Source organism: Polaromonas sp. YR568, from assembly GCF_900116715.1.
Classification (GTDB): domain Bacteria; phylum Pseudomonadota; class Gammaproteobacteria; order Burkholderiales; family Burkholderiaceae_C; genus Polaromonas.
The window spans coordinates 67,124-85,310 of record NZ_FPBM01000013.1; the positions used below are offsets into that span (position 1 = coordinate 67,124).

19 protein-coding genes are annotated in these 18,187 nt (G+C 59.4%); 10 read left to right on the forward strand and 9 right to left on the reverse strand.

What is annotated here, in order from left to right; all coding sequences use genetic code 11:
* Positions 1-4 precede the first annotated feature (4 nt).
* Entirely contained in the window at positions 5-466 is a 462-nt protein-coding gene (locus tag BM408_RS20930) for a nuclear transport factor 2 family protein (protein WP_092132470.1), read from the forward strand.
* Between the two features lie 31 nt (positions 467-497).
* On the opposite strand, the gene BM408_RS20935 is transcribed toward BM408_RS20930, so the two are convergent.
* From BM408_RS20935 to BM408_RS20945, 3 genes are all read right to left on the reverse strand, one after another.
* Positions 498-1,115, reverse strand: a complete 618-nt coding sequence (locus BM408_RS20935; RefSeq protein WP_092132472.1) for a hypothetical protein — start codon at positions 1,113-1,115, stop codon at positions 498-500.
* A gap of 181 nt (positions 1,116-1,296) precedes the next feature.
* On the reverse strand, positions 1,297-1,638 hold the full coding sequence (locus BM408_RS20940; protein WP_092132473.1) for a hypothetical protein: 342 nt from the start codon (positions 1,636-1,638) through the stop codon (positions 1,297-1,299).
* A 20-nt stretch (positions 1,639-1,658) separates the two neighbouring features.
* Entirely contained in the window at positions 1,659-2,276 is a 618-nt protein-coding gene (locus BM408_RS20945) for a glutathione S-transferase N-terminal domain-containing protein (RefSeq protein ID WP_092132475.1), read from the reverse strand.
* A 172-nt stretch (positions 2,277-2,448) separates the two neighbouring features.
* Here BM408_RS20945 and purB point away from each other — a divergent pair, with 172 nt between their 5' ends.
* Positions 2,449-3,840: an adenylosuccinate lyase gene (gene purB / locus BM408_RS20950; protein ID WP_092132476.1), complete on the forward strand. Its 1,392-nt coding sequence runs from the start codon at positions 2,449-2,451 to the stop codon at positions 3,838-3,840.
* Here purB and BM408_RS20955 read toward each other — a convergent pair.
* The 3 genes from BM408_RS20955 to BM408_RS20965 all read right to left on the reverse strand — a co-directional run bounded on the left by BM408_RS20955 (position 3,837) and on the right by BM408_RS20965 (position 6,545).
* Positions 3,837-4,157 (reverse strand): hypothetical protein, encoded by a 321-nt coding sequence (locus BM408_RS20955; protein WP_092132478.1) that lies wholly within the window; start codon positions 4,155-4,157, stop codon positions 3,837-3,839. The two genes, purB and BM408_RS20955, sit on opposite strands and share 4 nt — an antisense overlap.
* A gap of 95 nt (positions 4,158-4,252) precedes the next feature.
* Complete coding sequence (locus BM408_RS20960) at positions 4,253-4,690, reverse strand: DUF3717 domain-containing protein (RefSeq protein ID WP_092132480.1); 438 nt, start codon at positions 4,688-4,690, stop codon at positions 4,253-4,255.
* 148 nt (positions 4,691-4,838) lie between these two features.
* On the reverse strand, positions 4,839-6,545 hold the full coding sequence (locus BM408_RS20965) for a T6SS phospholipase effector Tle1-like catalytic domain-containing protein (RefSeq protein ID WP_092132481.1): 1,707 nt from the start codon (positions 6,543-6,545) through the stop codon (positions 4,839-4,841).
* A gap of 469 nt (positions 6,546-7,014) precedes the next feature.
* Here BM408_RS20965 and BM408_RS20970 point away from each other — a divergent pair, with 469 nt between their 5' ends.
* The 3 genes from BM408_RS20970 (at position 7,015) to BM408_RS20980 (ending at position 8,744) form a co-directional block, all read left to right on the forward strand.
* Positions 7,015-7,737: a TerC family protein gene (locus BM408_RS20970; protein WP_092132483.1), complete on the forward strand. Its 723-nt coding sequence runs from the start codon at positions 7,015-7,017 to the stop codon at positions 7,735-7,737.
* Positions 7,738-7,821: 84 nt separating this feature from the next.
* On the forward strand, positions 7,822-8,271 hold the full coding sequence (locus BM408_RS20975) for a hypothetical protein (protein ID WP_092132485.1): 450 nt from the start codon (positions 7,822-7,824) through the stop codon (positions 8,269-8,271).
* A 119-nt stretch (positions 8,272-8,390) separates the two neighbouring features.
* The gene (locus BM408_RS20980) at positions 8,391-8,744 is read left to right on the forward strand and encodes a phage holin family protein (RefSeq protein WP_092132521.1); all 354 of its coding nucleotides are present in this window, start codon (positions 8,391-8,393) and stop codon (positions 8,742-8,744) included.
* On the opposite strand, the gene BM408_RS20985 is transcribed toward BM408_RS20980, so the two are convergent.
* On the reverse strand, positions 8,700-10,259 hold the full coding sequence (locus tag BM408_RS20985; RefSeq protein ID WP_092132522.1) for a M48 family metalloprotease: 1,560 nt from the start codon (positions 10,257-10,259) through the stop codon (positions 8,700-8,702). The two genes, BM408_RS20980 and BM408_RS20985, sit on opposite strands and share 45 nt — an antisense overlap.
* Positions 10,260-10,320: 61 nt before the next feature.
* A complete protein-coding gene (gene tfpZ, locus BM408_RS20990) occupies positions 10,321-11,100 on the reverse strand; it encodes a TfpX/TfpZ family type IV pilin accessory protein (protein WP_092132486.1) in 780 nt (259 codons plus the stop codon).
* A 41-nt stretch (positions 11,101-11,141) separates the two neighbouring features.
* Here tfpZ and moaC point away from each other — a divergent pair, with 41 nt between their 5' ends.
* Positions 11,142-11,627, forward strand: a complete 486-nt coding sequence (moaC, locus tag BM408_RS20995) for a cyclic pyranopterin monophosphate synthase MoaC (protein WP_092132488.1) — start codon at positions 11,142-11,144, stop codon at positions 11,625-11,627.
* 11 nt (positions 11,628-11,638) lie between these two features.
* Here moaC and BM408_RS21000 read toward each other — a convergent pair whose 3' ends face one another.
* A complete protein-coding gene (locus BM408_RS21000; protein ID WP_092132489.1) occupies positions 11,639-13,168 on the reverse strand; it encodes a PglL family O-oligosaccharyltransferase in 1,530 nt (509 codons plus the stop codon).
* Positions 13,169-13,552: 384 nt separating this feature from the next.
* On the opposite strand from BM408_RS21000, the gene BM408_RS21005 reads away from it, so the two are divergent.
* The 4 genes from BM408_RS21005 (at position 13,553) to BM408_RS21020 (ending at position 18,170) form a co-directional block, all read left to right on the forward strand.
* Positions 13,553-14,362, forward strand: coding sequence for an ABC transporter permease (locus BM408_RS21005; protein ID WP_092132491.1), 810 nt, complete (start codon positions 13,553-13,555; stop codon positions 14,360-14,362).
* Positions 14,352-15,638, forward strand: a complete 1,287-nt coding sequence (locus BM408_RS21010; protein WP_175541867.1) for an ABC transporter ATP-binding protein — start codon at positions 14,352-14,354, stop codon at positions 15,636-15,638. The genes BM408_RS21005 and BM408_RS21010 overlap by 11 nt, the downstream gene beginning before the upstream one ends.
* Positions 15,639-16,970 (forward strand): GT99 family glycosyltransferase N-terminal domain-containing protein, encoded by a 1,332-nt coding sequence (locus BM408_RS22840; RefSeq protein ID WP_139237387.1) that lies wholly within the window; start codon positions 15,639-15,641, stop codon positions 16,968-16,970.
* An 84-nt stretch (positions 16,971-17,054) separates the two neighbouring features.
* Entirely contained in the window at positions 17,055-18,170 is a 1,116-nt protein-coding gene (locus tag BM408_RS21020; RefSeq protein ID WP_139237388.1) for an acyltransferase family protein, read from the forward strand.
* The last annotated feature ends 17 nt before the right edge of the window (positions 18,171-18,187 follow it).

Below are 18,187 nucleotides of genomic sequence, written 5' to 3' on the forward strand. Positions count from 1 at the left end.
CCTTATGAACGAGACCGATCCCTCCAGCTCACCCAACGCCCGCGAAGCCGCAGCGCGCGTCGCCGCCTATTACGAAACGCTGAGCCCGCAAAGCCTGGCCCAGCTCGATGCGTTCTACACGCCCAACGCCTGGTTCAAGGACCCCTTCAACGAAGTGCGGGGGCTGGAGGAGTTGCGCGCCATCTTCAGCCACATGTACGAAGCCCTGGAGCAGCCGCGCTTTGCCGTCACCGGCAAGCTGGTCGACGGCGACCAGTGCTTTCTGACCTGGAACTTCGAGTTCCGCTTCAAGACTTTTGACAAAGACACGCTGCAAACCATACGCGGCGGCTCACACCTGAAGTTCACCGCCGGCGGTTTGGTGGACTACCACCGCGACTACTGGGACGCAGCCGAGGAGCTGTATGAAAAGCTGCCCTGGGTGGGCGGGCTGATGCGCTGGCTGAAGAAACGGGCGAAACAGTGATGACCGCAAAGCCCCACCGGCGCGCCGCCTTTCAGCCGTTATAGAAGTACAGAATCTTCTTCTTTTTCGGGCTGACAACAATGATGCCGATACGCCCCTGCGCGTAGTAGCTGCCTGCGCTGTTGACGATCTCGTTCGCATCCTTCACCACGTCCGGCGCGACATCAATGCAAAAGCCGTAGACACAGATGTAATCCATGACGTCCAGGCGGCCGGTTTTTGCGTTCAGCTTCCACTGCGGGTTGGCAACCGGGGTTTCCAGCCAGGTTTCGTAGTTGCCCTGCCAGCCGCGGGTCTCCTGGTTTTGATTGCGCGGCATGTTTTGCAGAAACTGCACGCCGCCCTGCTCGACCTGCCGCGACAACTCGCCAGACAAAGGGTAGACCAGGATGCCCGCCTCATTGCCGCCCGGCCCGAAACCCCAGGACTCCTGCAGCTCATAGGTAATGCTGCTCACCCCCAATGCGTCAGGTACATGGTTCAGGTAGAAGCGCCGTTCATAACTCTTGTACGCGGCGACTGATGCGAATACGAGAACACCGATGAGCAAAAGAAATGCCCAGATGCGGAGCTTGCGGTAAGCGTAAATGAGCGCCCAGAGCAGAGCAAAAGGCGACGCCAGCAGCGCGAACAGTTTTACGAAAAACATTCAGCGCCCCGGGGCTCGCGCCAGGCGGCCGCCTCAGGCCGCCGCACGAATCTTCTGGCCATGCGCATGGTAGTGGTTAAGTTTTGGTGCCCGGCGTGAGCAGGAGTTTTCTGAGCATGTTCCACTTCGGGCCGGGCGGTTGCCATGGATGTCTTCGCGTTTTCTTCTGGAACGCGGGCGCTCAGGGAAGCCGCCCCGTCAGAGCGCTCCTTCGGTTGTGGCGCCATAGAAGAATATTCCGCCACATGCCGGCGACGCCTGCCATAGTGGCGAGATAGAACTGCCATGTGCCAAAGCGGATGTGAAAAAGTGAAATGGCGGCTGCAAATATCAGAACTGCCAGTCCCATACATGCCGCCATGACGGCAAACCGTCCGGCAATCAGATGGGCGTCTGGTATGGGCTTACCCCTGTCCCGAATCAACGATAGCCGGGCGCGAAACGCCACCTGATACGCCACCCACAGCAGCGCAACGCCCAAGGCGACAACCAACGAGTGGAGCAGGAAGACCAGCCAGCTCACGGGGCTCTAACCGCGGGAACTCAACCCGGCGGCACCGTTTCCGCAAAACTGGGTCGCTGCATCAGCTTGTCCTGCAGCTTGGCCAGGTTGGGGTACATCTCGCGCCAGTTGATCTGGGTGAAGCGCAAATCAAGATAGCCCAGCGCGCAGCCGACGGCTATGTCGGAGAGGCTGAAATGGATGCCGCTGCAAAACGCCTTGTCGCCCAGGCCGGTGCTCATGGCTTTGAGGGTGGCGTCGATCTTGCCCATCTGGCGGCTGATCCAGGCGTCGCTGCGCTGCTTGGCGCCGCGGCCGGCCCAGGTGGCTTCCAGGCGTGCCAGGATGGCGGCGTCGACCAGGCCGTCGGCCAGGGCTTCCCAGGTTTTGACTTCGGCGCGTTCGCGGCCTTGCGACGGGATCAGCTTGCCGACGGGTGACAGGGTGTCCAGGTACTCCACGATCACGCGGGAGTCGAACACGGCTTCGCCGCCTTCCATGACCAGGCAGGGCACCTTGCCCAGCGGGTTGGACGCGGTGATGGTGGTGTTCGCCGCCCAGACATCTTCCAGGATGAACTGGAAGTCGAGCTTTTTCTCGGCCATTACGATGCGCACTTTGCGTACGTAGGGGCTGGTGGCGGATCCGATGAGTTTCATGGTGGTGGGAAGAATCGTGGTCCGAGGGAAGTGCATTCTATCGACTTAGCCCGGGCCCCTGACTGACGGGGATCAAGGCATCGCAAAACAATACAGTTGCCGGCGCCGGACGGCGTCCTGCGTTTGGAGGAGGCCGGGGGATGCCCGGCCTACCCCGGCCTACAATTGGAGGATGAGCTCTTCCAACCCGTTTTCCACCATCAACGCCCTGTCCCCGCTGGACGGCCGCTACGCCGCCAAACTCAGCCATTTGCGCCCCCTGATGTCCGAGCAGGGCTATATGCACCGCCGCGTCCAGGTGGAAGTGGCGTGGTTTATCGCACTTTCCGACGCCAAATTCGCCGAATTCAAGCCGCTGAGCCCTGGCGCCCGTACTTATTTGCTGGGCCTGGTCAAGAATTTCTCTGAAACCGACGCCGCGGCCATCAAGGAAATCGAAAAAACCACCAACCACGACGTCAAAGCCGTCGAATACTGGATCAAATCCAAATTCGAAGCCCGGCCGGAGCTCAAGGGCGCCAGCGAATTCGTGCACTTTGCCTGCACCAGCGAAGACATCAACAACACCAGCCACGCGCTGCAGCTCAAAAGCGGCCGCGATCTGGTCGTGCTGCCGGCACTCGACAAAGTCATCACCCAGCTGCGCGACATGGCCCACGTGTATGCCGACCAGCCCATGCTCAGCCGCACGCACGGCCAGACCGCCAGCCCGACCACCGTCGGCAAGGAGCTGGCCAACGTGGTGGTGCGCCTGGCCGCCGCGCGCGAAAAGATTGCGGCCGTCAAGCTGATGGGCAAGATGAACGGCGCCGTGGGCAACTTCAACGCCCACCTTTCGGCCTGGCCCGACTTCGATTGGGAAGCCTTCAGCCGCAATGTGATCGAAACACCCGAGCCGCTGGGCCTGGGCCTGACTTTCCAGCCCTACAGCATCCAGATCGAGCCGCACGACTACATGGCCGAGCTGTTCGACGCCGTGGCGCGTGCCAACACCATCCTGATCGACCTGGCCCGCGATATCTGGGGCTACGTGAGCGTGGGTTACTTCAAGCAGCGCCTGAAGGAAGGCGAGATCGGCTCTTCGACCATGCCGCACAAGGTCAACCCGATCGACTTTGAAAACGCCGAAGGCAACCTGGGCCTGGCCAATGCGCTGCTGCGCCACCTGAGCGAAAAACTGCCGATCTCGCGCTGGCAGCGCGACCTGACCGACTCGACCGTGCTGCGCAACATGGGCGTGGCGCTGGGTTATGCCGTGCTGGCCTACAACTCCCTGGGCACCGGGCTGAACAAGCTCGAGCTCAACCGTGAAGCGCTGGACGGCGATCTCGATTCGTCATGGGAAGTGCTGGCCGAGCCGATCCAGACCGTGATGCGCCGCTACGGCGTGCAGGGCGCGTATGAAAAGCTCAAGGAAGTCACGCGCGGCAAAACCGTGAAGGCCGAAGATCTGCATGCGCTGATCCGCTCGCTGGAAATTCCTGAAGCCGAGAAAGAGCGCCTGCTGAAAATGACGCCGGGCAGCTACACCGGCAAGGCGGCAGAGCTCGCGAAACGCGTCTAGGCGCTTGCGCCAGGCGCTGTTGGCATCGCGGCGCCGCACTGCCAGCATTGCTCAAAACCACCCTCGACCACTTCACCGCAGCTGCACAGCCAGCGGCGCTGTGGCATGTTCTGCAGGCTGTGCAGCAGCTCGCGGGCCTGGGGTTCGTCTTCTTTGTGGGTGAGCCAGACTTCGGGCTGGCATTGGTCGGGCGGGAGCTCTCCGGCCACGCTGCCCAGAAAGTAGCGCTGCACACTGGCTGCAAAGCCGGCCTGCTGCAGGGCGTCGGCCCACAGGGCGGCGATGGCGATATTGGGGGCGCGGGTCAGCCTGATCATGACTCAGTGTAGCCCTTGCCCTGACATGGCGCTACCAAATTGATAGCTGCCTGCGTTCATCCTTATTGGGCTGAATGCCAAAAAGGGCTGCGATTTCAGTTGGACTCGTCCGCAGGGGCCGGACTTTTGTTTTCCAGCGCCCGGTCGGCATAACGGCCGAAGCGCCAGGCCGTGGCCTCCTGTGTGATGCGCCGCCAGGTGGCACGCTTTTCACCCGGGCTCATTTCGGGCCAGTGCTGCACTTCGTCAAAGCTGCGGCCGCAACCCTTGCACAGCGCGTCGCCCTGGCTGGTGGAGCAGATGGCGATGCAGGGTGTGTCGGCCGTGGTGTCGTACCAGGCGCGCCAGGCGGCCAGCGCCTTGGGCGGGAAGGTCTTCTCGTCGGCCTCGTCCTCATGGTAAAAAATCAGAAGCGCATACACCTCCGCCAGCGCGCGCAGCTCGGGCGCCAGCGTGATGCCGTCGGGCGACGGCTTTTTCTCGCGCCAGTAATTGATGGCGGCTTCGATGTCGGTGATATGGATGCCGGGCATGGGGACGATCAGGTAGCGAAGAGGTGGTTGGCCCCCCGCCTAAGCAGGGAACGCGAAGCTGTAAAGCCGGGCTGTTCATTATCGGGCAGACGGCAAAAACGCTCTTTTGGCGCGGTTTTTGGGGGAAACCGACAAGGTAACGGGAGGTTTAGCGCGCTTTGGCGGCCAGGCCCCACACGACCAGCGCCCCGCACCCGAGCAGCCCCACCCATTTGGCCAGCGCGGCCGCCGTCATCGCCAGCCCCAGCACGGGCTCCACCCCGGCCAGCAGGGGCCAGGGGAAGGCCGACACCAAGGCCAGCGTGAACAGGTTTTCCAGCACATCGCCGCCCACGGCCAGCGTGGCGGCCAGCCCCAGCAGGTTGAGCAAGGCGGGTGGCCGGTGGCTGGCGCGCCGCAGGCGCACGATGTGGGCAAAAGCCCAGGTCACGGCGCGAGCCAGCAGGAAAGCGTAGGCCGCAATCAGGCCGAAATCGGCCCAGATAGCGCCCGCCACGCGGCCTGGCGGCTGCGGCAGGGTTGCCAGCGGCCAGGCCATGGAAAACACCCATTCCAGCTGCCAGCGGGCCAGCGCAAGGTTGGCGGCTGCTGCCTGCCCGGCCTGGCCCACCCCCTGGCCCAGCGCCAGCAGGCACTCCCACAGCGTCATGCGGGCCGGCACGATCGTGCCTTGCAGCAGGCCGCCGGCGAGCAGCCAGAATGCCGCGGCCAGGGCCAGCGCCACCAGCAGCCCGCCAAGCGGCCGGCGCCGGGCCCAGACGGTGTCGGCGGGAAACGACAGGCCGAAGGCCGCCACCGAGGGGTGCTCCACCGGTACGACTTCCTGCGGCTCGCCCGCGTCCAGTACAACGTGCGGATTGCGCTGTTGCAGGCCGGCCAGGGCCCACCAGGCTGTTGACCAGGTTTCGCTATGGACCTGGGGCTGCGGCGGCTGAATCCCGGATGGCGGCTCCAGTGCGCCCAACACGGCCTGTGTGTCGATCTGGCCCGCAGCGTCCAGCAGGCCGGCGCGCAGGCGCAGCTGGCAGTTCACCCCCTCCTGCAACATCCAGAGCAAAGCCTCCTGCGACAGGCGCGCCTCGGACCGCGCATAACCACCTCCCACATCGCAGTGAGCGCCCGCAAACCACTGCTGGGCAATGCTCTGGCCCGTGGCGATGTAGTTGTGTGTGGGGTCGATGTAATAGGGGCGTGGTTCGAAGGAGCGGCGGTATTCGTCCAGCGCCAGGGCCTGCCGCACGTGGTGAAAGCGCTTGCCGACAATGGTCGGTGAGGCTGTGATGGTGCGGCTGAGCAGAGGTGCTCCGACCGACGAGACCGTGTCCCACACGCCGACAAACCAGACGGGCGTGGCGCGCGTCTGGTCAGACGTAAAGAGCCGGCTGATCTGGTCGCGGATGGCGGTGTATCTTTTGCCGCCGCGTTCACGGTTGGAAAAATAGACGTGCAGCAGGGTAGGCACCAGGCCTTCCATTTCGGGCCGCAGCAGGCCGAATTGCGTCACCAGCCCGCCTATGCTGCGCGCGGTGAAGGCGCCGCGCGAAAACCCGAAGAGGAAAATCTGGTCACCGGGCTGGTAGTGCCGCATGAGGAAGAGATAAGCCTCGGCAATATTTTCATACACGCCCTTGCCAAAAGCCAGGCCATGCAGGCGCTCGAAGATGCGGCTCAGGTTGTCGGTCAGCGACGCGCCGGGCAGTTCGCCCGGATTGCCCACGCCCGGGTCGTAATACAGCAACTGGCTGTTGGCGTCGGGCGCCAGCAGGTCGCAGAGTTTGGTGACGTTGGTGTCCCTGGCGCCGCCGGTGAGGTTGTTGTTGGTGCCGTCGCAGCAGATGATCAGTTGCCTGCTCATGGAAAGTACTCCTTCGCTTGTGGCCGGGGTCTTGAACTGAGGAACCTTAAGCTTCGCGCATGCGGGTGTCATCCCTAATATGGCGGAGGTGCGGGGCGTACGGGCCGGGCGCAACGAACGGCAAACCCGCCCCGGCGAGGCTCCCGATTTGCAAAAAATCCTTTTTTCATGTCAAATATGCAGACGAAGGGGAGTAACTCCCTCGTTTTGCTGCAATATACGAAAACAGACACCACAGCAAAATCGCTAACAACAAGTCGTCATTCCGAAGTTCACACTTCCGGCTTGTTGGTCATGCAGCGACACTGCATGTCGAGCCAGACCTTCGATTGAAACCTGAACAGGTTTGATCGAGGCGTTCGCGGCGTAAATTACAGACCCGAACCACTCACAGGCCTATTCCGGTTTCACGAAGCCGGAAATCCGCGCGTACGGATTTCCACGTCGAAACTTGATATGGAGTGTGAACTTGGAACTATTTACCGCCCCCTGGTGGTCCGCCCTGCTGGCGATCATCCTCATCGACCTGGTGCTGGCCGGCGACAACGCGATCGTGATCGCGCTGGCCGCCCGCAACCTGCCACCCACCTTGCAGAAAAAAGCCATTGTCTGGGGGACAGTCGGCGCCATCGTGGTCCGCTCCGCGATGACGGTCGGCGTGGTCTGGCTGCTGAAGATTCCGGGCCTGATGCTCGTCGGCGGCCTGGGGCTGCTGTGGATCGCCTACAAGCTGCTCGCCGACCAGGGCGACAAAGATCACGATGGCCCCGTGGCCAGCACTTTCTGGGGCGCGATGAAGACCATCGTCGTGGCCGACGCCCTGATGGGCGTTGACAACGTCCTGGGTGTGGCCGGTGCCGCGCACGGCTCGTTCGACCTGGTGGTCATCGGCCTGCTGGTGAGCATCCCCATTGTGGTGTTCGGCAGCACGATGGTGCTCAAGCTGGTGGAACGTTTTCCCATCATCATCAACCTGGGCGCCGCCGTCCTGGCCTTCACCGCCGCCAAGATGATCGTGAGCGAACAACTGCTGGACCCGATCTACGGCGGCCCAGGCAACACGCCCTCCGAGAACATCCAAATCGCCGCGCAATGGGCAACCTACGCACTCGCAGTGGCAGGTGTTCTGGGCGGCGGCTGGCTAGCCACCCGGCGCTCCAAATCTTCCAACCCCAACCTTATTCCTCACTGAAACCCAGCAATCCCCGGGGGGCTTATGCCCCTCTTGTTTAGCAACCAGCAAGCTCTAAAACCACGACAACTCAAGGAGAACTTTATGGACAACATCATTGTGTACATTGACGATGCAGCTTATGCCATGCAGATGCTGCAACCCATGCTGCCCGCCGGCGGACAGCGCAACCCCACCCGCTGGATCGTGGTCGGCTGCGCACCGCGCGTGACGCACCGCGTCAGCAAGTGGGTTACACACAGTGCCCGGGAAAGCTGGCGCGGCAAGTGGGCCGAGAAGGTTTTTGCCCAGCTGACGCCTTTGCTCGACAAGGAAGGCGACACGGTATTGACCCAGCTGGCGCAAACCACGCTGATCACCCAGACCGAGTCCCTCATCAAGCAATATGGCGTTGCCCGCGTGCTGGACGCCCGCCGGCCGAAATTTGGCCAGGACATGCAACCCGTCACGGCAGCGCAAGCTCAGGAAACCCACGGGGTTCTGGGCTACGCCACTGCGCTGGCCAGCGCCGGGCTGCTTGTAGCGACGGACTGACCGCCCCGCGCGCTTGCTGCTTGTCATGCACAGCCCCCGCAAGGGGGCTGTTTTATTTGGGGCGTGGCAAAGCCTGCTGCGCACCCTTGTTGGCGGTGTTCCGGTGGTATTCTTTGGCCATGAAACTCATCCTCAAATGGCTTCTCAGTGCGGCCGCCTTGCTGGCGGTGGCTTATCTTTATTCAGGCGTGACGGTGAGCAGCTTCACCGGCGCGCTGATCGCGGCGGCCGTGCTGGGCGCGCTCAACCTGGTAGTACGGCCCATCCTGGTGTTGCTGACGCTCCCGGTGACGCTGGTGACGCTGGGGCTCTTCCTCTTCGTCGTCAACGCACTGATGTTTTGGGCCGCAGCCAGTCTGGTCAGCGGACTCAATGTCGCAGGGTTTGGCGCCGCGTTGATCGGTTCGTTGATTTACTCGGTGCTGCAGCTAGCGATCGAGTTTGTCCTGGAGCGCCTGTTCCTTAACAAGTGACTCTATCTGGCGGGTTCGCGTGTCGAGGATAGAGCCCTCCACATAATCCGCACCGCTGGGGTTGCTGCGCATCAGGCCTTGCGCGGCCTTGAAACGGTCCAGCGCCGCCGAATAGTCCAGCTGGGCCGCCCGGCTTTCCGCATCCGCACGAACCGCGCGGATGTTCTGGTTCTGCCGGCCATACGCAGTCGCCAGCAACTGCCAGGCCATCGCATCTTTGGGGTGGAGCGCCACCCAGGTCTGCAGCCTGTCTGACACCGCCTGGACCCTGTTGGCCGCCATCAAGGCCTGCGCCTGCGTCAACACCTCCGCACGCGACGTCGCCCTGCTGATATCGGTGGAAGATGCCGCGGGAGGAACCACCCCAGCCAGGAGATCGATTTCGGTGCCCAGCAGGTCTATCGTGCCGGCGACCTGCGGAACGTCCTGGGTGCCCAGGGCCTTGAGCTGGCCCAGCAGGGTTTTCGCCACGGCAAAGTCGCGCAGTTGCGCCGCGGCAAAGGCGCCGCCATACAGCGCACCCGCGTCACGCACGTTCTCGGGCGTCGCAGGTGACTGCAAATGCGCTAAAGAGACAGGGCGGCGCTGGGCCTCGGCCACCATGGAGCGCAGTCCATCGACACCGGGAGCGGCAAGGATGCGCGCTCGCGATGCCATCATGGCGTGCAGCAAACGGGCCTTGCCGGACTCAATCTCTTTTTCCCGCGTCGGCTTCGCGGCTTCCGCGGATACCAGCTGCACGCGCGCCTGCGCTTCGGCAATGCGTTCGGTCGTCAGCGGATGGGAGCGCAGATAAGGGAAGGAGCCGTTGTCGTTCAGGCGGGCGGCTTGCTGGAGCTTCTCAAACATCGCTGTCATGCCGCGGCTCTCGAAACCGGCATCCGTCATGACACCGAAGCCCACCCGGTCGGCTTCTCTTTCCATGTCCCTCGAAAAATTGAGCTGGTTCTGTGCGGCAACTGCCTGCCCGCCCACGATGGCAGCACTGGCGACGTCGCCGCTTTTCCCTGCCGCCAGGGCGCCAAGAAGCATGGCGGCGATCATCCAGGGCGTCTGGCGTGCCTGCTGGGTCAGCATGCGTGAGATGTGGCGCTGGGTCACGTGACTGAGTTCGTGGCCGAGTACGGCGGCCATTTCATCCGGGCTGCCCACCGCGGCAACCAGCCCCAGGTGCAGGCCGAAGTAGCCGCCGGGCAGCGCAAATGCATTGATGCTCCGGTCGCGTATCAGGAAAAGTTGCCAGGCAAACCGCTCCTCGAGCTCCGCATGCAGCTCACCGCGCGTTCTTGCGGCGGCCACCAGGGGCAGCCAGATACCCTGGACGTAATCGGCGAGCACCGGGTCATCGATATAGTCCGGATCCCGGTAAATGCTGGCGGCGATGCGGTCACCGATCCGGCGCTCGGCGGCGGCGGCCAGTTCGGAGGTTTCACCCAGCGAGGGGAGCGAGCCCGAAGTAGGACCCGCTGTGCTGGTTGTCGGCGCCTGCGCAAGCGAAAAATTCGCGGAAACCATCAGCGCCGCGATCCCCAGCGCCAAGCGGCCCAAGACAGGGCCGCGTTTTAGCCGCTTACATTCAGAATGAATCGATGGGTACAAAAGCAATTACCTCTGCGGTACGGGTATCAATCAGGGCAGTCCAGAAAGTCTTGCGCCCTATCATGGGCAGGTAGCCGGTGGCCTTCATCGTATCGCTTCCACGGGACGCAGAAGCCAGGGCGCCATCAATTTCCGCAACACGGGCCGGGAAGCGGGTCTTTAGCTCCTCCAGCGGACGCGCATGGGCCAGCACCTGGGGCTTTGCCTGCGCGTAAGTCTGCCAGAGGCCTGGGCGCGCACCGAGTGGCACCCCTTGCAGCGCCGTCATGGTGGCCTCAAAACGCTCCTTGTCGTCTTTGAAATTTCGCAATGAAAGCAAGGTTGGCCCTGTCAAAGGCAATCGCTGAAATTCCGGTGGCGCCTGCGTCAATTCGTCTGCGGGTATCTCGAGGGCGTGGATGACCCGAAAACGATCCATCTCAAACGCCAGATGCACCGGACGGACAACAACCACTGTCCATAAACCATAGGCAAGCGCCACGAGCTGAAACAATCCAATCACTGCGAGATCGAGCCTCAAGGTTTCCAGTGATTTCTTGATGTCAAATACTGCCAGCGTCAGGAGAGGGCCCAGAATCACGTCTACCGTCACCACAATCAGGAACAGCTCGCGCCCACCGGAAATTTCCCGGTAGGGATAGGGGTACCAAACCGCAAAAACCAGCCACGCCGCAAGAGCCGCAATGGCAATGCTGATACCCAAATGCACACCCGCAGCCAGCAGACGGCGCTTTAAAGGATGCTGACTCATAAACATGGTCTTATGATGAAGGCTTGTTGTAAAGGTTTCGTAAAAGCATGGCATCCCCTCCCGCACTCACCCACTTTGACGGCCAAGGCCAGGCCCATATGGTTGACGTGGCAGGCAAGGCGGCCACACACCGTGTCGCCATTGCGCAGGGCCGTATCGTAATGAATCCGGCGACGCTGTCCATCATTCTGGAGGGCAGCGCAAAAAAGGGGGACGTGCTAGGCATCGCGCGCGTCGCCGGCATCATGGCCGCCAAGAAAACCAGCGACCTGATCCCCCTGTGCCACCCGCTCGCGTTGACGCGTGTCGCGATCGACTTTCTGCCTCAGGAAGGCGACTCCAGCATCACATGCCGGGTGACCGTGGAGACCGTGGGCCCGACGGGCGTGGAAATGGAAGCCCTCACCGGTGTACAGGTCGCCTTGCTGACGATCTATGACATGTGCAAGGCTGTTGACCGCGCCATGGTCATCACCGATGTGAAGCTGCTGGAAAAGCACGGCGGAAAATCGGGCAGCTTCACCCATCCCTGAGCCGGTTTACCTTACCCCGCCGCTTTCGACCCGGTATTTGCCGCGGCCCAGCGCGCATACTCCTTTGGGAAGGCCGCCCGATAGCGCGCCAAGTGGGCTAGTGCTTCGTCATCCAGGCCCAACATGACGGCGCTTTCAATCACCTTTTCAATGACGGATGGCTCCGGCGAATAGTGCAGAAGGGCTGTCGCCGTGTCAAAGGTCCACTGGGCGTTGTCTCTCGTTAAGGGTGTCAGGCTCAGCTCGGCAAACCGCACCTGGTTGCCGAACAGCCGTGAATCGCGGATTTTGGCCAAGGTGCCATCACGGTAGGCCACATCGCGCTCCTCGGGGCCTTTGTAGATCTGGCTGACCCGGTGATAGTCCCACGCGGCATAGGCACATCCCGCCAATATCGCCATCATGGCCAATGCCCTGACAACAGGAAACGGCGAAGCAGCTGGGCGCGCCGCCGCCTGTTTCTGGGCGTCTCCGGAGGCACCGGGAATGCGCCACAACAAGGCCACGCACAGGCCGAAAGCGACCTGGAACGGTCCGTACCACAACGGGTATTCCAGCAGGCTGTGCAGCAAGATCACTGCCAACACGCTCCAGGCCATCTGACGAGCGGCATCCGTCTCACGCCAGGGGCGTCTGCGCACTGTCCACCACACACCCAGGCTGCAAAGCACAAGCGCGATCGGGATGCCCAGTTCAACCGCCAGATGCAAGGGCAGATTGTGGGCGTTGTCCAGAATTTCGCAGAATCGCGGGCCGGCATACAAGGTGTAGTAATGCGCATAGTCCAACTCCCCCCAGCCCCAGCCCAGCCAGGGCTTCTGCCCAATCAGATTCAATACGTTGGACCACAGCGTGAGGCGGCTGGCGCATGCCAGTTCGCCCCCCCGCAGCCGGGCCAGCATGCCGTGTGCAGCCGGGTCAAACCCCAGCAACCAAGGCAGCGCCACCACCGACAAGGCGTAGGCCAGCACGGCTGAAATCAGGATGCGCAATACCTGAGGCTTGCGCCAGACACCCCAAATCACGGTCAATGCACACAGCACAATAAGCTCCAGCAATCCCGCGCGCGAGGACGACGCGGCGTTACCGGCCGCAAGCAACCCCGCTCCCACAAGCATCAACCACTGGCGGAGTCCGGCGTCGCTGCGCCGGCTGGCGACCCAGAGCAAGGCCGCCATGGCAATGTTGGTAAGGCTGGCGAACTGGTTGCGCTGGCGAAGATTGGCGAATGCTTCCCCGGGCGCCGTCGTCTGACTCACCCAAGCGCCCAGCGCGGCCGTGGCGCCGAAGTATTGCAGCAGACCTATCAGGCTGCTGATCAGGCCGGCAATCAACCAGGCCCATGCTGCCGGCACGGCCCAGCGTCGCGCAAAAGACACATCGCTGGTGGCTTGACCCGGAATCGTGCGTAGCGATATCGACAAGACCAGAGCGGCCGATGCGGCGACCGCCACCAACCAAGGCACAACGCCGGGGGAGGGACCGGACGCAAGCGGGTTCAACCAGGGCAGCGCTAGTAATAAGGTGGCAATCGATTGCATAAACGTGGGGCACCGGGAAACCGGAACCGGTCACTCCATCGAAATGAGGAGATCAAGACCGAAGCTTGCGAGATTAACTGATCCGGGCGATTGGCGGATTTGCAGCGGCACAGGTCGTTCGCGGACACGGCTATCAAACCCGCCCAGTGCCGTCGGTCCGCAGGATTGCGCCGGTAAGGCGTCCGAAGCGCAGCAGCATCGCCTTTTCGGGCCCTCTTGCGTTAGCATCGTATCGTTGTGTCCTGAAACCGCTTACAGACAAGGCCATCTGCGCCCATAAAGTCAGCAATCACTGAAAAACATGCACCTCCCTTGTGATCAAGCGCTAGCGGGCGTCCCTCGACCTGGCTTCAGTATGGCGGCATGTAGAGCATCAACCACGTCATGAACACGGTTGCCTTAAACCCCTTGCGGATCATCTCCGATATCTGGCGCCATCGCTATCTGCTCGGCCAGCTCATCAAGCGGGACGTACTGTTGCGCTACAGAGGCGCGATGTTCGGCGTGTTATGGGTTTTCCTTAGCCCGCTGCTGATGCTGGGGATTTTTGCCTTCATCTTCGGTCAAGTTTTTCAAACACGCTGGCCTCAGCAAGATGGCGGCCTGCCGTTCTGGCTATTGCTTTACAGCGGCTTGATCATTTTCAATATTTTTGCCGAGACGGTCTCGCGCGCGCCAACTTCAGTTCGCGGTCAGCCCAGTTTCGTGAAGAAGATCATTTTCCCAGTGGATATCCTGCCGATTGTTCCGCTGGGGGCAGCTCTGGTTCACGGTGCGTTCAACTTTCTCATCCTGGTCGCCGCCTTGGGGTGGGCGGGTGGCCTCCACGGACAAATAGTGCTGTTTCCAGTTCTGCTCCTTCCAGTGATATTGCTGGCCGTGGGGCTCTCCTGGTTTGTGGCAGCGTGGGGGGTGTTTATCAAGGACATGTCACAGATCGTGCCTGTGTTCGTCCAGATGCTGATGTTCCTGTCGCCCGTGTTTTACCCGGTGAGCGCCGTTCCCGAAGTATTGCGCCCCGCCTATCAATACAACCCTTTGGGAATAGTGATCGAGGCCTCTCGCGCCGTAGTCACGGGTGCATCAATCGACTGGGGAGCATGGGGCATGACGTTGGGCCTCTGCCTAGGAGCTTCAGTACTGGGCTATGCCTTCTTCAAGCACAGCAGGGAGGAATTTGCCGATGCGCTCTGATGCTGCGATTTCAGTAAAAAACCTGACCAAAACTTACCGAATCTTTGGTCATCCTGGCGACCGAATCAAGCAGGCACTAACGCTGGGCCGGATGCGCTTTCACCGTGAGTTCACCGCCGTAAAGGACGTCACGTTTGAAATCAAGAAAGGCGCAACCGTTGGCATTATTGGCCGCAATGGCTCTGGCAAAAGCACCTTACTGCAATTAATCTGCGGGATCCTCACGCCGACTGCGGGGACCGTTAAAGTCAATGGTCGCATCTGCGCCTTGCTTGAGCTGGGGGCCGGCTTTAATCCGGAATTCACGGGTAGCGAGAACATCTATTTTCAAGGCGCACTGATGGGGCTGAGCAAGGATGAGATGGACTCGCGGTTCGATGGGATCGTTAAATTTGCCGATATTGGCGCGTTCATCGATCAACCCGTAAGGACATATTCAAGCGGCATGTTTGTAAGACTTGCCTTTGCTGTGGCAACGTCAGTAGATGCCGAGGTCATCCTTATTGACGAAGCAATGGCGGTCGGTGATCTCGCATTCCAGTCACGCTGCTTTAGCCGCATACATCAGCTGAAAAGTAAGGGAGTTACCTTTCTTTTGGTGTCACATTCAATGGCACAAATCCTGAATAACGCGGACAGCGCATTGCTGATGGATCGCGGCTCGATTCTTATGCATGCCGAGGACGTTAAGTCAGTAGTCGCAGCCTATGAGGCCGCCGTCCGCAATACTTCCGGAGCAGCGATATCAGAACCAGAAATTGTTGGAACAGGCGCTCAAACGAATGCCATCTCCCGCACGCAATTAGGTGCCGATGCCGTGAAGCAGACAAGGCAAGATTTGCATGAAAATAGATTTGGAACCTTTGAAGCCATCATCACCAAGGTAGCTTTTCTGCAAAACAAATCGGAAAGCCTTTATCTTTGCCCGGGAACAGAAACCGTTGTTCGCTTTCATATTGAGTCATCCGGCGCATTGAGTGACGTAGTGTTGGGAATTTCAATAAGACTGCCAGGCACAGGCGATTTATGGGGGGACAATAATTTACTGGCGGAGCATCCCCTCACACTTCATCCAGGCCGGAACACTATTGAGTATGTTTTTGATCTTCCCGTCTCTAACGGCGAGTATCTGGTTTATTGTGGACTGGCTGCCTTTGAGTTCGGCAACCGCATAGAGATTGACCAACGGTGGCCTGTAGAGCAGATTACCGTTGCTTCGGACCGTGTCCAGATAGGGCATATTTATGCCCCTGTAACAGTAAGAGTCGCAGCTTAGATGTTTGCAGTCTTTTTACCCGCTCTTAATTTCAGAGGAAACCGCTCACCTTATCTTTGGTGGTTTTATAAGTTCCTGAGTGAATTCGGTGAAAGTGCCGCCTATGTATGCGGGGATGAGTATTTTCTCGATCCTAAGGTTCATCATCAGAACGGCAGAGATGAAGCCAGCGGTGAGGTTGCGAATCAACTTGGATACCAGCTCCCGGATGAAAGGCTATTGCACGCACTGCGGAAGGCTGATATCCAAGTTGAAGTCTGGCAAGCCCTGGAGCAGATGTTCCCCGGCAATCCACTCGAATCATTTCGCCATTTTTGCCTCAAAAACGATGAGCTCCTGCATGAGGCTCTTACTCGCGCGTTTAATCAACTCAAGCAATCGCACGGCAATATTGAAGTCGTCATTACGTGCGTCAACTGCGCTACGTTGCAGCGTTTCTGCAGAGAACAATCCCTACCGCTTTTGCATATTGAACTGGGGCCATTTCGCAGCCCCCAGTACCTGGCAACAGCATACTTCGATTTCAGTGGCGTGAATGGAGGCACGGAATCTCAACGGAGGTTCAATAGTTCCAGCAACTCCATGGATCCCCAAAATGATCCGTTGACCGTTGATGCCGTGCGCTCCCTGTTCATGGTGGGAAAACCTCCATTGCAAACTCAGCCGTCGTGCGAGTTAGGCATCGGTTTGCAAATAGAGGACGACAGCAACATCATTTGCTATTCCAACGGTTTCTCCTCGTTGTCACTTCTCAACAACTCTCGAAAGCTCTTAGCCGAAAGAAAGCTGAAAGCCCCTGTCCTGGTTAGAGGACATCCGGGTTCCTTTTTTTCGCCAAAAAACTTGCCTCCAGGGCTCAGCATTGATCCTTCAGAAACGGCAATGAAATTCATTCAATCCTGCAAGGAAGTTCATACGATTAATTCCAGCCTCGCCGTCGAATTTCTTCTGCAAGGAAAAAAAGCAACAGTCTTTGGAGAGAGTCCATTTTCTTTCTGCATTGATGCCGATACGCGTGAACACTTGACGTCCGCTCTCTGCTTCTTCTGCCTTAACTATCTCGTTCCCTGGCGGCTGGCAATTTCTAGTGACTACATACGATGGCGACTGCTCAACTCAGAAGAACAAGCGATCAGGGACATTCATATGGAGTTCTATATGCGTGAAAAAATCACTTTGCTCGAAACACAAATAGCCGATCTTGAAAGAGAGTTAAGTGAGAAAAACAAACAGATTGCGGTACTTCAGTCCTCAATTTCCTGGCGTCTCATTTACTTTTTCCGGAAGATTTTCAGATTTGTCTCGCGACGGTTGGGCTGGGCAAATAAGTGACCTTTCGTCGTCATTTGTCGAGCGCAACAATCCTTCAACTTGATTAAATCAAAGTCATTCCCGTACAACTTGCACGAGGCCAGCTTGCTATCTCGTTTGGATAGAAGAGAAACACCGCGCAATTTTTGGCTCGATGCTTGCCGCAGCCTGGCAATCATCATGGTCCTGGCCTCTCATGGACGGCACTTCCTCATCCCAGCCTGGAAGGATGCCGCGATATTCCGCCTCGGTGGATTTTTAGGGGTGGAACTATTCTTTGTTCTTTCCGGTTTTTTGATCGGAAACATCGTTTGGTCAAGCTTCAAACAGGCCGGAACCGGCCACAAGTGGGTGTTGAGTTTTATGATTCGCCGGTGGCTGAGGACGCTACCTACCTACTACTTGTTTCTCTTTATCAATGCGCTATTGATTGGCGGCGCAGTGTCTGGTGGGCACGTTGCGGATCTCCTGCCTTTCGTACTTTTCACCCAGAACCTGGCATGGCCTCATCCTGTGGTCTTTGGCGAAGCCTGGAGTCTTTCTGTCGAGGAAATTTTTTATCTGATCCTGCCGATTTCTTTAGTCCTGTTTGGCCACATCTTCTCGAGCAAAAAGGCCGCGTTCCTTTCAGTTGTTGCGCTGTTATTGCTCCTGCCCCTAGTCGCAAGAACAATTGCGGTAGGAATATCAGAACCATCATGGGATGCAGGCATTAGAAAGGTGGTCGTTTTCCGGCTTGATGCTCTTATGATTGGGGTTCTAACCAGCTGGTTGCTCTATGAGAGGCCACCTCTTACTCGCATAATGCGTGTCTCATTCTTGCTTTTGAGTCTTTCAATCGTGACGGGAGCCGTGACGTTCTTTTTACTGAATGAGGCCACACTGAATACTGATGTATTCGCAAGAGTTTGGTTGTTCCCCTTGGTTTCCGTAGGTTGTGTCTTGTTGGTAGTGGCTGGGCTGACGTGGCATAGCGCACCCGCAATAATTGGCAGACCGGCGGCGATCTGCGCACGCTGGTCATATGCGCTTTATCTTGCCCATATGCCCGTGTTTAATATCATCCTGTGGTCTCACGGGAATGCCCAGCCCGAAAATACTTTCGGCGCTCTCGTGCGATGGGGGGTGTTCATTGGGGGCAGCGTGTGTGCGGCCGCTCTGGTGGAACGATTTGTTGAGCGGCCCACGCTTCGCTGGCGTGACCGGATTGCTCCCCGATAGATCTGGACCAGGTGATT

Excerpts from the sequence above, each read along its gene's own strand:
- BM408_RS20985 (WP_092132522.1), bottom strand. The coding sequence starts at position 10,259 with ATGGTTTCCGCGAATTTTTCGCTTGCGCAGGCGCCGACAACCAGCACA.
- BM408_RS20935 (WP_092132472.1), bottom strand. The coding sequence starts at position 1,115 with ATGTTTTTCGTAAAACTGTTCGCGCTGCTGGCGTCGCCTTTTGCTCTG.
- BM408_RS21005 (WP_092132491.1), top strand. The coding sequence starts at position 13,553 with ATGAACACGGTTGCCTTAAACCCCTTGCGGATCATCTCCGATATCTGG.
- BM408_RS20945 (WP_092132475.1), bottom strand. The coding sequence starts at position 2,276 with ATGAAACTCATCGGATCCGCCACCAGCCCCTACGTACGCAAAGTGCGC.
- BM408_RS20955 (WP_092132478.1), bottom strand. The coding sequence starts at position 4,157 with ATGATCAGGCTGACCCGCGCCCCCAATATCGCCATCGCCGCCCTGTGG.
- purB (WP_092132476.1), top strand. The coding sequence starts at position 2,449 with ATGAGCTCTTCCAACCCGTTTTCCACCATCAACGCCCTGTCCCCGCTG.
- BM408_RS21010 (WP_175541867.1), top strand. The coding sequence starts at position 14,352 with ATGCGCTCTGATGCTGCGATTTCAGTAAAAAACCTGACCAAAACTTAC.
- moaC (WP_092132488.1), top strand. The coding sequence starts at position 11,142 with ATGGCATCCCCTCCCGCACTCACCCACTTTGACGGCCAAGGCCAGGCC.
- tfpZ (WP_092132486.1), bottom strand. The coding sequence starts at position 11,100 with ATGTTTATGAGTCAGCATCCTTTAAAGCGCCGTCTGCTGGCTGCGGGT.
- BM408_RS21000 (WP_092132489.1), bottom strand. The coding sequence starts at position 13,168 with ATGCAATCGATTGCCACCTTATTACTAGCGCTGCCCTGGTTGAACCCG.
- BM408_RS20960 (WP_092132480.1), bottom strand. The coding sequence starts at position 4,690 with ATGCCCGGCATCCATATCACCGACATCGAAGCCGCCATCAATTACTGG.
- BM408_RS20980 (WP_092132521.1), top strand. The coding sequence starts at position 8,391 with ATGAAACTCATCCTCAAATGGCTTCTCAGTGCGGCCGCCTTGCTGGCG.
- BM408_RS20930 (WP_092132470.1), top strand. The coding sequence starts at position 5 with ATGAACGAGACCGATCCCTCCAGCTCACCCAACGCCCGCGAAGCCGCA.
- BM408_RS22840 (WP_139237387.1), top strand. The coding sequence starts at position 15,639 with ATGTTTGCAGTCTTTTTACCCGCTCTTAATTTCAGAGGAAACCGCTCA.
- BM408_RS20965 (WP_092132481.1), bottom strand. The coding sequence starts at position 6,545 with ATGAGCAGGCAACTGATCATCTGCTGCGACGGCACCAACAACAACCTC.
- BM408_RS20975 (WP_092132485.1), top strand. The coding sequence starts at position 7,822 with ATGGACAACATCATTGTGTACATTGACGATGCAGCTTATGCCATGCAG.